Below are 12110 nucleotides of genomic sequence, written 5' to 3'. Positions count from 1 at the left end.
CGCGATTGTGCCGCACCGGTCAGCACCGCGTGAGGGGGGTATGCGTGACGGCGACGGGTGGGTGGGGAATCTCAGGTTTGATGGCTTGGTGTGACCGGGACGCCATACGATTGCTGGGTCTTGCGAAGTTCATGCAGACGGGCAAAGCAGGGGGTGCTGGTTCTGATGAAGCAGCTGTCGGAGATGAGCGAACGCGAGTACTTCGCCTGCGTAGGGCAACGGCCCGGCATGTTCGTCGGCAAGACGTCCTTCCACATGCTGACTTCCTTCCTGACCGGCTACGACCAGCATGCGGTGCGTAACGGCGGTACGGGACTGGCCGGTTGGCACGAGTGGCTTGTCGCCCGCCGTGGCCGTGACTGCAACCATGCCTGGCCGGGTCAGGTCTTGCATATCGCCCTCCCCGACGGCTGGGAGAGCATGTGGGACCTGCCGCCACAGGATGAGAAGCGCGCGATCGACGTCCTGTTCCAGCTCCTCGACGAGTTCGCTGCTGAACGCGAAAGCCAAAGGCAGCTCGGGGTACTTGGTAAGGGAACTTCGTGAGACGTGCCACCAGGCTTCGGTGGGGCCTATCGCTCGAAGGTGTGCTCTTTCCCGCGGCTGTAGGAGTGAAGGTAGAGCGCGTGGAAGCGCTCACCGTGCGATGAAACCATCTCGACCGGGCTGATCATCGACGGCCTGGCACATGCACGTCTGTCTCGGTCAACCGGTCAGGAAGGCGCGCCCGCCAGGACTTCTACCTTCCCGGTGTCGAGGGAGTAGTAGGCGCCGACCACGGCAAGACTGCCCTTTCTTACGAGTGAGGTCAGGTTCTGGTTGGAGCGCAGGACCGCCGCAGTCAGCTTGGCCTGCGCACGGGCCATGGTCTCGACCGGGTCGGCACCGCCCTCCTTGACTGCCTGTTCGTACGCCGGACGCAGGGCCTTGGCGATCGCGTCGAGATTCCCCGGCAGCGGCTTGCCGCCACGGAGAGACTTGTACGCCGCCTCGATGGCTCCGCAACGCTGATGCCCGAGGACCACGACGAGCGGAGTGCCACTCGTCATGGGCCCGTACTCCACGGAACCCGTGACCACCGGGCCGACCGCCTGTCCTCCTGTGCGCATCACGTACAGGTCGCCCAGCCCGGTGTCGAAGAGAAGCTCCGGCGGCACCCGGGAGTCGATGCAGGAAAGGATCGCCCCGAACGGCTTCTGCCCCTGGGCCACGAACTGGCGCCGGTTCGGATCCCGGTCGGGGTGTTGAAGTTCTCCGCTCACCCAGCGCTTGTTGCCATCCATCAGCCTCGCGAATGCTGCGGCGGGCGTTGTCGGGCTCGCTTCCGGCGAGGCACTGGTCGCCAACGTGGTGGCGTTCGTCGATGAGCACCCCGCAAGTGCGGCCGAGGAGACCGCGAGTCCGCCAACGAGCAGAGCCCTGCGATTCGGGTGTTCCGCTGCAAGCATCGGTCGTTCCCCTCAATTCGACGAGACGCGTACATACGCCATGACCAGGCGATTGTTCAGTGCGGTGAGGAAGTCAGAGCGCAGGCACAAGCAAGCGAGGGCCGCTTTCCCGCAGACGGCGCACAGCATCCGTTCCGGCGGCCGCAGGAAAGCCTCCCGTGCCGGCTGGCCGCCGGCAGCCGCGCAGGGCTCCGGTTTGTCCGGCGGGAGGCGCACATCCTCGGGGGCCGAGTCTTCGGTGCCGGGGGTTGGTGGTCGTCAGCCGGCCGCCTTGGCGACGATGCGCTCCATCTCCTCTCGGCCGAAGGCCCGCAGCGTCGTGGAACGGACGTTGCCCACCCCACCGAGCTGCAGGAGCGCTGCGGCGGCAGTTTCGTCGTCGGGTGCCTCGACCACGGCCACGAGGTCGTACAGACCGACGGTCCAGTAGATGCTCAAGAGCTTCGCGCCGAGCTTCTGCACCGCCGAGCCGAAGGTCTCGGCGCGCTTCGCGGTGTCCTTGTAGTTTCGGACCCCTTGATCAGTCCAGCTCAGCAAGGCAACGTACGTCGGCATGTTCTTCCGCCTTCACGAGGAGACAGATCGCGAGGTCAATCCTGGGCATCTGAGGCAGAACCTGCACGAGGTACGCACCCGAACGAGCGCAACGAGCGACCACATGGCCCGGTCGCGGTCGCTGGTCAGGTGCTGATGGAAGAACGCGGCCCGCGATCTCCTGTGGCCCGTGCGGGTCATCAGCGGAGGCATTCGTGGGCGGGGCGATGCTGAAGTACGTCAGCGACCTCGGCGACGAGTGAGACGGCCGTGGCGGCGGGTCGCGCTGGACGTGGCGGGGGTGTTCCGCCGCGCCGACGCGTGACCCGGCCGCCGGGCACCTCGGCAGCTTCTATTCGTTCTCGTCCGGCTCGTTCTCGTGCGGCTCGGTCTTATGCGACGACGGCTCCACGAGAATGACTTGCCCGTCCCTGCCGTTCCTCCCTCTCCTTCCGTTGTGCCCCCTCCTGCCGCGATGACCGTCGATCCCATGACGACCCGGCTTACCGGTCGGGCCGGTGGGGCCGGGCGGACCGGAGGGACCGGAGGGGCCGGGCGACCCCGGGGGGCCGTACAGAACGCCGTTCCCCTGGAGGTCGACGCGGCGTCCTCGGATTACGTCGATCTGCTGTTGGTGGACGATGAGCAGAGCTGACTGCGCGACGAACAGGACAGTCAGCACTGCGCCGAGCACAAGGCGGCGCCGCGGGTTACGGAACGCCTCGATTACGCTACTCACATTTTTCCTCACGCTATGTGACGGCGAAAGTGCGAGGGACGGGTCTCGACCCCATCGATCGGACTCGGGGCGGCCGAGCACCCCGATCCCGATCGAATGGAGAAGCCGGTCTAGCTCTACGACGCCGGGCAGACGGCGTCCTTCCCGTTCGTGCCGTCCTTCCCTTCATGGCCGTCCTTGCCGTCCTTGCCGTCCTTGCCGTCCGTCCCGTCCTTGCCCGGTGGCCCGATGGGGCCGGGCGGGCCGGTAGGACCGGAGGGGCCGGAGGGGCCGGAGGGGCCGGGCTCAAGGCGCTCTTGGAGGTCGATGGGCTGTGTGTGGAGATTGTCGATCTGCATTTGCTGGGCGACGAGCGCAGCCGACTGCGCGACGAGCGCGACGGTCAGCACTGCGCCGAGCACAAGGGGGCGCCGCGGGCTACGCAGCGCTTCAATCACGCTTCTCACATTAGTCCTCACGCTGTGTGACGGGCGAAAGTGTAGGCGACGGAGACTTGCTGGGCGTGGATCTACGCGTCGAAGGGCGTGCCGGTTCGGGCATATGCGTTCGGGTTCGCTCATCCGGAATGGCACGCCTCGGCGCCCTGGTTGAACAGTCGTCAGCTCATCGTGGGAAAGGGAGAGACGACGTGCGACTGCGCTGTGCGGTGCTGGACGACTTCCAGGGTGTGGCCGTCGAGTCGGCCGACTGGTCGGTGATCGAGGACGAGGTCGAGGTCGTCGCCCTGCGCGAGCACCTCGACGGCGAGGACGCCCTCGCCGCCGCCCTCGCCGACTACGACATCGTGGTCACGCTGCGCGAACGCGTCCCGTTTCCGGGGTCGTTGCTCGCCCGCCTGCCCCGGCTGCAGCTGATCGTCGCCACCGGGATGCGCAACACCGTCATCGACTACGCCGCCGCCGAGAGGCACGGCGTCACCGTGTGCGGCACCGACAGTTCCGGCATCCCGCCCGCCGAGCTGACCTGGGCTCTGCTGCTCGGACTGGCCCGCGGGATCGTCCGGGAGAACACCGCGCTGCGCACGGGCGGCCCCTGGCAGTCCACCGTCGGCGCCGATCTGCACGGCGCCCGGCTCGGCGTACTCGGCCTCGGCAGGATCGGCGGGCGGGTGGCCCGGGTCGGGCTCGCCTTCGGCATGCGCGTCAGCGCGTGGAGCCCGCGCCTCACCAAGGAGCGCGCCGCAGAGCACGGTGTCGAACTGGCCTCGTCCAAGGAGGAGTTGCTCGCCGACAGCGACTTCGTCTCGGTCCAGGTGCCCGGCGGTGACAGCACCCGCGGCCTCATCGGCGCCGCCGAACTCGCCCTGATGAAGCCGACGGCCTATCTGATCAACACCTCCCGGGCGTCGGTCGTCGACCAGGACGCCCTGCTGGCCGCGCTGCACGAGGGCCGGATCGCGGGCGCCGGCGTCGACGTCTTCGACATCGAGCCACTGCCCGCAGGCCACCCGATGCGCACCGCACCCCGCCTCCTCGCCACGCCCCATCTCGGCTATGTGTCGCGGGCCAACTACACGACGTACTACGGCCAGGCGGTGGAGAACATCCGCGCCCATCTGGCGGGCTCCCCCGTACGGCGACTGCCCTGAGCCCGCCCGGACGGGTGAGGAGCTCCTTCGTCCAGGGCACGAGGGTCATCGCCTGAGGGCCATCCTGTGGTACGACGGTCCGGCGCAGGAGTCGGAGGGTTACGGCTCGGGGCTGGGCGCTGGGGCTACCGGCCCTGACCGCTGCTCAGGTCCGCGCCCGCGGCCGTCCGGAGGACCGGGACGAGGACGCCGGCCTCGGGGAGCTTGAGGTCCGGCAGGCCGAAGTTGTTCGGGTTGGGCGGGATCAGGGGCGCGCCCACGTCCAGGCCCGGCCGAAGGCGCGCAGGTCGGAGGCGGGGGCGTCGGCGCCGACGTGGTCGCGGTGTCCACCGAGGAGTTGCAGCAGCGGCGCCTACGGACCGGCGCCGGGGCAGCGCGCCGTTGAGGGGCAGTTGGGGCCTGGTCCGGTCGGGCAGGAGGCGCCCGGTGACATAGTGCGGGCCGTCGGGCGTGCCCGGGTCCGAGGGACTGGGATATGCCCTCCAGCGGCACCGGGACGGGGACCGCGCCGGACCGCGGCGGCCGGGGGTGGCTGCGGCTCCCACGGCGGCCGCGGCGCCCGCGATGAGGGCGGCAAGGGTTCCTCGGGTGCTGACTTCATGTCAGGTACGGCCCCTTTCAAGTTGCGGGATACGGGAATTAGACGTCCGTACCGCGTAACCGTCCGGAAGAAGCCTTCAGTTCACAATTCCCCCCGACTGCCGTAATGGTGGGCCGGTCATTCGTCAGCTCGTCCAGAAGTCCCACCAGCGGGTCAGGATGAGCATGCCGACCACTCCGATGTGCAGGACCGGAAGCACCCAGGTGAATTCGGCGAAGAAGCTCTTCAGCCAGCCGGGTGCGGGCAGGAAACCGTTTCGGACGATCAGCGAGGCGGCGTACCAGAACATCAGGATCGTGGCGACCCAGGCCAGGCAGCACCACAGGCACAGCGCGTTGATCCGGTACAGCGACTCGAACTGCAGCCAGGAGACGAACCCGACGCCGAACAGGCAGCCGGCCCCGAACAGCAGCCAGTACCAGCCGGAGAAGCGGGCCCCTGCGATGAGGCTCATGCCGACGCAGATGACGATGCCGTAGGCCACCAGGCCGAGCATCGGGTTGGGGAACCCGAACACCGAGGCCTGGGGGCTCTTCATCACGCTGCCGCAGGACACCACCGGGTTCAGGCTGCAGCCGGGGACGAAGTTCGGGTTCTGCAGCAGCTTGAACTTGTCGAGGGTGATGACCCAGGAGGCGAGCAGTCCGGCCGCCCCGGTGATCACCAGCAGCAGTCCGAAGCCTCTGCCGCCCGCCAGGGTTCTGGGCATCAGGCGCGCAGGCTGGTCGTCGGCAGGACGACGTGCGCTGCGGCGGTCAGGGTCTCCTCGGCGCCGGCGAACTCGGCCAGCGCGGCCGCCTCGACGGGCTTGCCGGGCTCGCCCTCGGGCCAGGCCCGGGTCGTGAAGACGAGGTAGGCGTGGCCGCGCCGCGAGACGGCGGCGAGCCACTCCGGCGGCGCGGCGGCCTGGGCGACCAGCTGCTTCATCCGCAGGACGGCCTGGCCGGCCTCGACCAGCAGGCTGACGGGAAGACCGGGCCGGCCGTTGCCGTCGACCAGGTCGCCGCCCACGGGCAGCCCGTTGCTCTCCAGCAGCCTCCGCACGGCGGAGGAGGAGGCCTCCGGTCCGCCCTCGGCGTCGCCGAGAGGGTAGGCGAGCAGGTAGGGCATGTCACCGTCGGGAGCCTCTCCGCTCCAGGCCAGCACGACGATCGTGCCCAGGTCGGCGAGGCCGGAGGCAAGGGTTGCGCTTGAGGTTGAGGTCACCGCGCGATCGTATCGACGGCCCCGGAAGCAGCCCGACGACGCTTCACTCGACCGGACCAGCGGCTCGTATTGTCCATACGAACGAGGGACGCCTCTCAGCGCCCCTCGAGCACCGCCCAGGTGCGTCAGCTCTGCAACGGCAGGCCACCCAGCAGCCGGGTGTGCTGGTTGAGTGCACCAGTCACGCCCTTGACGGCGTGGAGCACGGAGCCCCGGTTCTCCGTGTCCAGCGCGCCCGACAGGTGGTGCAGCGGCATCACGTCGAGAGGACCTTGGGTGAGCCTGTTCACGGCGCCATTGAGGCTGGTGGGGGTCACATCGGCGGCACTTTGGGCGAACGCGGGCGCGGCGGTACCGGCGAAGACGACGGATCCGACAAGTACGGCGGCGGTTTTCAAGGGCTTCATCGATTCCCCTTCTTCGGCGAGTCACTGCGTATCGACCGTCTCGGACACCGTGTTCAACGATTCTCGGCCGGGGTGGAAACCCCGGGTGGAGAAGTTCTCCGCACCCGCCGAGTCCTCGTATGAGCCTGGAAAATATGAGGAAAAGGAGATCAAACAGGATGACGCCGCTGCGCCGGTGAGGAAAGACCGGCGCAGCGGCTGTCCGGGTGCCGAGGGCGTGCCTGTTGAGTCGGCACGGACCACGGTGCTGCTCACCCCCGTGGCTGCCCAGCAACCCTAGAAGGCCCCGACGCCATTCGGCGTGCCAAGCCCGGTCGGGCCGTCGTAGCCCGGACGTGCCGTGCACAGGTAACTTCCACCGCAAGCGCCGTTGCTGCCCGAGACCACATCATTGAGTGCCGAGGTATGGCTGTACGGGTAGGAGCCGTAGACGGTCGATGCGGCATTGCCCGCAAGCGCATAGACGCTGGCAATGATCGGAGAGGACACGCTGGTGCCGCCCACCTGGATCCAGCCGTCGGCACCCTGTACCAGGCCGACGGAGATCAAGATGTCGCACAAGCTGCTCTGACCGCAACTGTTGTAGGTGTCGTAGGTGGCCACCCCGGTATACGGGTCGGCGACAGCAGACACATCCGCAACTGTCCGCCGACTGCAGTCGGGATCGTGCTGCCAAGCGGGCTTTGGCTGATAGGCCGAGCAGCCCGAACCGGCACCGCGCCATGCCGTCTCGCTCCAACCGCGGGAGTTGGACGCTTTGACCAGCGACGTCCCGCCGACCGCGGTGACATACGGGGAAGACGCGGGCCAGGACACACCGTAGCCGGAGTCACCGGAACTCACGGTGATGGCGACACCGGGATGGTTGAAGTGCACGTCATCGGACGGCACCGCGTTGATCTCCGGCTCGCCCCAACTGTTGGAGATGGATGTCACACCGGGCGTTGCGGCCGCTTGATCTTCGGCTTTCATCAGGTCGGAGGTGTAAGCCGAATTTGCCTCGACCAGCAGGATGCGGCAGTCGGGGCAGGCGGCGGAGACCATGTCGAGATCAAGGCTGATCTCTTCCGCCCAGCCGTAGTCGCCCGGCGGAAGCGGTGAAGCCTGCCCGTTCTGGTTCACCTTTCTGAAGCATCCGTTGGCCGTGGTGCACGGGGGAAGGCCATAGGACTTTCGGTACACGGCCAGGTCGGACTCGGCGTTCGGATCGTCGTAGGAATCGACGATGGCCACCGTGCGGCCCGAGCCGGACGTGCCGTCCAAGTGGTATGCCGATCGCAGGGCGGATGGTGTGTAGCCGGCGCTGGTCGGAGACCCACTGACAGTTGGCGAAATCTGCCCTCCGGCGGTTCGGTGTCCCACCATAAGACCGAAACAGCGAGCCATGTCGGGAGAGTTCGGGTGGGCACACCCGAACTCGACTACGTCCTTGGGGTCCTGCGACCCGGTCGATGTCCGGTTCCCGGAACTCTCGGCACGGTGAGTACCGACCGACAGTGGGCGAGCGTGGGCAAGACCGCCGCTCATGCACATCGCGAGCAGAGTGAGCAGCGTTGAGAGGACTGTTGCCCGGCGCCATGCCGTAGGCCTTGGTGAACGATGCCTCAGCGTGTGCCGAGCCGATGACGGTCTGGTGGGTTCTTGGTGCATCACGCCTCTTGTCGCATCCGAGACCGCTAAATCCATCTGAAGCCGAGAAGGCATAGGATTAGAAAGGGGCCGCTTCACCGGTGGAGAAGAACCTCGGCGGCCGACGCGGCCCATGTTTCGTCTTTCCGGCGTACCGGAAGTGTGCGGTCGACCAGCAGCTTTTGCTGAACCCATGCTGTAGCAGGAGACGGTGTTTGCGTTGCTGCAACACTTTTCTCCCACCCGTACGGCGCATGGACCCGCCCAATGATTTCCGCCTGTTCAGGGCAGCCGCGAGTGCGCCGAGGAACACGCGAACGGCCGCCCTCCCCTGTGGGGTGGCGGCCGGTCGACGGAGGGCCTGAGACGTCAGGAGTTGGTGCAGCCGCTGCCGAACGCCGGGTTCAGCAGACCGATGATGTCGGCGGTGTTGCCACAGACGCTGGTCGGCACGTGAACCGGCAGCTGGGCGGTGTTGCCCGACAGGACGCCCGCGGAGTTGCTGGCAGCACCGTTCGCGCCACTGTCGGCGGCGGCGAGGCCGGCGGCGCCGCCGATGGCCGCGGCGGCGACGGAGGTGAGGACGAGGCCCTTCGCGATACGCGACATGAGGAAATGCTCCTTGGATTGAAAAAAACAGCATCCGGGCGAATGCCCGATGTCATGTCAACGCGCGGTATCCAGCAGGGTTGTGCCGCCGAAAGAGTGATCTGAGGAGGACCGGTTTCGAGAGGACCGACCAGCAATGCCACGCCTGTCGGCACAGCGAGGGCCCTCCTGGTCGGCACGACCGCCAAGAGGGCCCTTCTGGACACCGACCGCCCCGGGTCGGTGCGCTCCAGCCGACGGCCTGCTGCGGCCGCGTCGACTGGTCGACTGCGGGGGCCGGACGTCGCCACGTCCGGCCCCCGGCAGATCATCGTTGGTGTGCGGCTCGGCTTCGCCGGTACAGGGTCACGCCGGCCGCGATCAGCACAGAGCTGATGCCCGAGGCCGTCAGCATGGCCCCGCTGCCGGTGGCCGCCAGGGTGGCGCGGGTGGGGCCACTGACGTGCATGGGGGTCATGTCCGACGACCGCACCTGGTCGGTGGAGCTGTCGGACCTTTGCTGTTCGGCAGCGGCGGGGTGCCGGGGGGCCGGAAGGTGGGCAGTGGACGGAGTATCCCCGCCACTCTTCGAGGGAGGTGTCTGCGCTCGTCCCGGGGGAGGTGTCTGGGTTTGTCCCGGGGGAGGTGTCTGGGCTTGTCCCGTGGGAGGAGTCTGGGCTTGTCCCGGGGGAGTCGCCACGGAGCTTGAGTCGGAGTCGCCCTGGCCCGGGACGTTCGGCGAGCTCGGACTGCTCGCACTCGACGCACCGCCACAGGAACCCCCGGACACCGGGTTCAGCAGGGCGATGGCATCGACGGTGTTGCCACACACGTTGACCGGCACATCGACCGGCGCCTGCACGGTATTGCCGGACACCAGCCCGGGCGAGCCCACGGAGGTGCCCTGACTCGAGGCACCCGACGAACTCGGCCTGCTCGCACCCGACGCACCGCCACAGGAACCCCCGAATGCCGGGTTCAGCAGGGCAATGGCATCGACGGTGTTGCCACACACGTTGACCGGCACATCGACCGGCGCCTGCACGGTATTGCCGGACACCAGCCCGGGCGAGCCCACGGAGGTGCCCTGACTCGAGGCACCCGACGAACTCGGCCTGCTCGCACCCGACGCACCGCCACAGGAACCCCCGAATGCCGGGTTCAGCAGGGCAATGGCATCGACGGTGTTGCCACACACGTTGACCGGCACATCGACCGGCGCCTGCACGGTATTGCCGGACACCAGCCCGGGCGAGCCCTCGGAGGTGCCGCTCGCGTTCGAGTCCGCGAAGGCGGGGCTGCCGTACAGGGACAGAACGCTCGTCGCGGCAGCTGCCACGACGATTCCCCTGCTCAGGGTCTGTCGCACTCTTGTTGTCTTCCTGCTTGGAGAGATGAAGAACTGGGAAAGCCGGCCTTGGCACAGCAAGCGGTGGTGGTCCAAGGCCGACTGTGGCGCAGCCGGGCGGCTGGCGCCGTTACCCGGTCAGGAGTTGGTGCACAGGGAGCCGGACGCCGGGTTCAGCAGGGTGAGGAGGCCGATGCTGTTGCCACACACGCCGACGGGGATGTGCACGGGGACCTGGACCGTGTTGCCGGAGAGGACGCCCGGGGAGTTGGCGGCGGATCCGCTGGCGCCGGCATCGGCGAAGGCCGGAGCGGCCACGCCCAGAGCCATGATCGCTCCGGCGACAACTGCAGCACTCTTCTGCATGGAATTTCCTTTCTCTCCGGTCATGCCCCTTTGGCGGTAAGACCGAGCGAGCACAGTTTGAACGGCTCGCGCCATGACCGGCATTTCTACAACGAGGAATAGACAGCCCGGGAAACTGCGGAACGCGAGCCGCCAAGGAATTCACCCGAACGCCTTGGCAGACTTGACACCCAGGCGCCATAAAGAGCGGGAAACCGGCGGTGACGGTGCCGTAGCGGGCGGCCAGCTCCTGGGCGCGGCAACCGCTGTCGCGGCCGTTGCCTTCTTCCGCCTTCCGCTCTCCTTACCTGACAGGCACCCACGTCACCTGGCGAACTCACACGTTCCTCCACATCAACCGCGGCCGGCGGGTCTGGTTTCGGTGATTCACCCGGTCGGACGGTTCAGGATCGGAAGCAGGCAGTGACACAGGACCTCGCAGCACGCCCCGACGGAATTTCGGCGTGGGCCATCGGAGTGAAGCCGCACAACCAGGGAAGGGCGCGGCAGTTGATTCAGGATGCTCCGCAAGACGGGGTTTCTTCAGAAGGGAACCAGCAAGTGATCAAGAAGGTTCTGGCCACCGCTGCGGTCGCCGCTTCCGTTGTCGGCGTCTCCGCCGCGGTCGCGCCCCAGGCACTGGCCACCGGCAATGACACCGGCACCACGTCCGCCAGCGGAGACAGCGCCTCGCAGGTGTTCGGCAACTCCGCCACGTACGGCACCATGAGCCCCCAGATGGCGCTCATCCAGGGGTCATTCAACAAGCCCTGCGTCGGTCTGCCGGCCAAGGCGAACCTGGCATCGCTCGCCGGAGTCGTACCGGTATCCGTACAGGACATCCCGGTCCTGTCGGCGCCGCAGAGCCAGCAGTGCGTCGAGAACTCCACCCAGGCCAAGGGCGACGAGCCGCTCTCGCACCTCGTGGACGACCTCTCCGTCCTGTCCGGCAACGGCACCCACAACAGCTGAGCCCCACCGCCGGCACTCGGCCGGCTTGCCGGCCGTCGGCCTCTCGGGGCCGTGCGCCGGTCCGTACCGCTCACCGCGACCGACGGGGACATCGGTCGCCTCGTCCCACGGCACCGAGCCGCACGGGGCAAACCCTGCACCCACGGGCGGGACCGCCGCGTCGTTGGTCGGCTCCCTCCCGGATCCGCATTTCGAAAGGGCATGAGAATGAAGAAGCTGTGGGCAACCACGGCAGTCGCCGCTTCGGTCGCCGGCATCGCGGCTACGGCCGCTCCCCAGGCGCTCGCCATCGGCAACGACACCGGAACCAGCTCCGTCAGCGGCACCGGCGCTTCGCAGACGTTCGGCAACTCCATCACGTCCGGTACCATGAGCCCGCAGCTCTCGCTGGTCCAGGGCTCGCTGAACAAACCCTGTGTGGGCCTGCCCGCCAAGGCGAACCTCGGTTCGCTCGTCGGCGTGGTGCCGGTCATGGCGCAGGACGTTCCGGTCCTGTCGGCGCCGCAGAGCCAGCAGTGCGTCGAGAACTCCACCCAGGCCAAGGGCGACGAGCCGCTCTCGCACCTCCTGGACGACATCTCCGCCGTGTCCGGCAACGGCACCAACAACAGCTGAACAACGTTCCGCAGCGGGGGGGGGGGGGGGGGGGTTGTTGTCCGTCCCCTCTTTTTTTTTTTTCCTCCCTTTTTCTGTTCCCTCCCCCTT

Annotated in this window: 16 protein-coding genes; 5 read left to right on the top strand and 11 right to left on the bottom strand. The window is 67.8% G+C overall.

Translation table 11 applies throughout. The features are described 5' to 3' along the window. The first annotated feature begins 165 nt into the window (after positions 1-165). Positions 166-546, top strand: a complete 381-nt coding sequence (locus ACZ418_RS01575; RefSeq protein WP_468355247.1) for a hypothetical protein — start codon at positions 166-168, stop codon at positions 544-546. 167 nt (positions 547-713) lie between these two features. Here the strand turns inward: ACZ418_RS01575 and ACZ418_RS01570 are convergent, their stop codons facing one another. From ACZ418_RS01570 to ACZ418_RS01560, 3 genes are all read right to left on the bottom strand, one after another. Next, on the bottom strand, positions 714-1262 hold the full coding sequence (locus tag ACZ418_RS01570; RefSeq protein WP_468355244.1) for a carbonic anhydrase: 549 nt from the start codon (positions 1260-1262) through the stop codon (positions 714-716). Between the two features lie 444 nt (positions 1263-1706). After that, entirely contained in the window at positions 1707-2003 is a 297-nt protein-coding gene (locus ACZ418_RS01565) for a GYD domain-containing protein (protein ID WP_351805721.1), read from the bottom strand. 834 nt (positions 2004-2837) lie between these two features. Then, positions 2838-3158, bottom strand: a complete 321-nt coding sequence (locus ACZ418_RS01560; protein WP_468355240.1) for a hypothetical protein — start codon at positions 3156-3158, stop codon at positions 2838-2840. Positions 3159-3349: 191 nt separating this feature from the next. Here ACZ418_RS01560 and ACZ418_RS01555 point away from each other — a divergent pair, with 191 nt between their 5' ends. Then, positions 3350-4309 (top strand): D-2-hydroxyacid dehydrogenase family protein, encoded by a 960-nt coding sequence (locus tag ACZ418_RS01555; protein WP_468355237.1) that lies wholly within the window; start codon positions 3350-3352, stop codon positions 4307-4309. Positions 4310-4434: 125 nt separating this feature from the next. Here the strand turns inward: ACZ418_RS01555 and ACZ418_RS01550 are convergent, their stop codons facing one another. The 4 genes from ACZ418_RS01550 to ACZ418_RS01535 form a co-directional block, all read right to left on the bottom strand. Next, positions 4435-4569 carry a hypothetical protein gene (locus tag ACZ418_RS01550; protein ID WP_468355234.1) on the bottom strand — a complete coding sequence of 45 codons (135 nt, stop codon included), beginning with the start codon at positions 4567-4569 and terminating at the stop codon, positions 4435-4437. A gap of 465 nt (positions 4570-5034) precedes the next feature. After that, the gene (locus tag ACZ418_RS01545) at positions 5035-5619 is read right to left on the bottom strand and encodes a vitamin K epoxide reductase family protein (RefSeq protein WP_468355231.1); all 585 of its coding nucleotides are present in this window, start codon (positions 5617-5619) and stop codon (positions 5035-5037) included. Beyond that, positions 5619-6116 carry a DUF5949 family protein gene (locus ACZ418_RS01540; RefSeq protein WP_468355228.1) on the bottom strand — a complete coding sequence of 166 codons (498 nt, stop codon included), beginning with the start codon at positions 6114-6116 and terminating at the stop codon, positions 5619-5621. Before ACZ418_RS01540 ends, ACZ418_RS01545 begins: the two co-directional genes overlap by 1 nt. A gap of 125 nt (positions 6117-6241) precedes the next feature. After that, on the bottom strand, positions 6242-6514 hold the full coding sequence (locus tag ACZ418_RS01535) for a hypothetical protein (protein ID WP_468356839.1): 273 nt from the start codon (positions 6512-6514) through the stop codon (positions 6242-6244). Between the two features lie 94 nt (positions 6515-6608). On the opposite strand from ACZ418_RS01535, the gene ACZ418_RS01530 reads away from it, so the two are divergent. Further along, on the top strand, positions 6609-6803 hold the full coding sequence (locus ACZ418_RS01530; RefSeq protein WP_468355226.1) for a hypothetical protein: 195 nt from the start codon (positions 6609-6611) through the stop codon (positions 6801-6803). Here the strand turns inward: ACZ418_RS01530 and ACZ418_RS01525 are convergent. From ACZ418_RS01525 to ACZ418_RS01510, 4 genes are all read right to left on the bottom strand, one after another. Further along, entirely contained in the window at positions 6800-7786 is a 987-nt protein-coding gene (locus ACZ418_RS01525; protein ID WP_468355223.1) for a S53 family peptidase, read from the bottom strand. The two genes, ACZ418_RS01530 and ACZ418_RS01525, sit on opposite strands and share 4 nt — an antisense overlap. A 735-nt stretch (positions 7787-8521) precedes the next feature. Then, entirely contained in the window at positions 8522-8761 is a 240-nt protein-coding gene (locus ACZ418_RS01520) for a chaplin (protein WP_468355220.1), read from the bottom strand. A 307-nt stretch (positions 8762-9068) separates the two neighbouring features. Next, positions 9069-10079: a chaplin gene (locus tag ACZ418_RS01515; RefSeq protein ID WP_468355218.1), complete on the bottom strand. Its 1011-nt coding sequence runs from the start codon at positions 10077-10079 to the stop codon at positions 9069-9071. 147 nt (positions 10080-10226) lie between these two features. Then, positions 10227-10454, bottom strand: a complete 228-nt coding sequence (locus ACZ418_RS01510) for a chaplin (protein ID WP_468355215.1) — start codon at positions 10452-10454, stop codon at positions 10227-10229. A gap of 540 nt (positions 10455-10994) precedes the next feature. Between ACZ418_RS01510 and ACZ418_RS01505 the strand changes: the two genes are divergently transcribed. Both ACZ418_RS01505 and ACZ418_RS01500 read left to right on the top strand, forming a co-directional pair. Further along, the gene (locus ACZ418_RS01505; protein WP_468355212.1) at positions 10995-11405 is read left to right on the top strand and encodes a rodlin; all 411 of its coding nucleotides are present in this window, start codon (positions 10995-10997) and stop codon (positions 11403-11405) included. A gap of 207 nt (positions 11406-11612) precedes the next feature. After that, positions 11613-12020: a rodlin gene (locus ACZ418_RS01500; protein WP_468355209.1), complete on the top strand. Its 408-nt coding sequence runs from the start codon at positions 11613-11615 to the stop codon at positions 12018-12020. The last annotated feature ends 90 nt before the right edge of the window (positions 12021-12110 follow it).

The sequence above is a fragment of the Streptomyces sp. NPDC030820 genome (genome assembly GCF_055572075.1).
The sequence above is the reverse complement of the archived record's forward strand: the minus strand, read 5'-3'. Positions and strand labels throughout refer to the sequence as shown.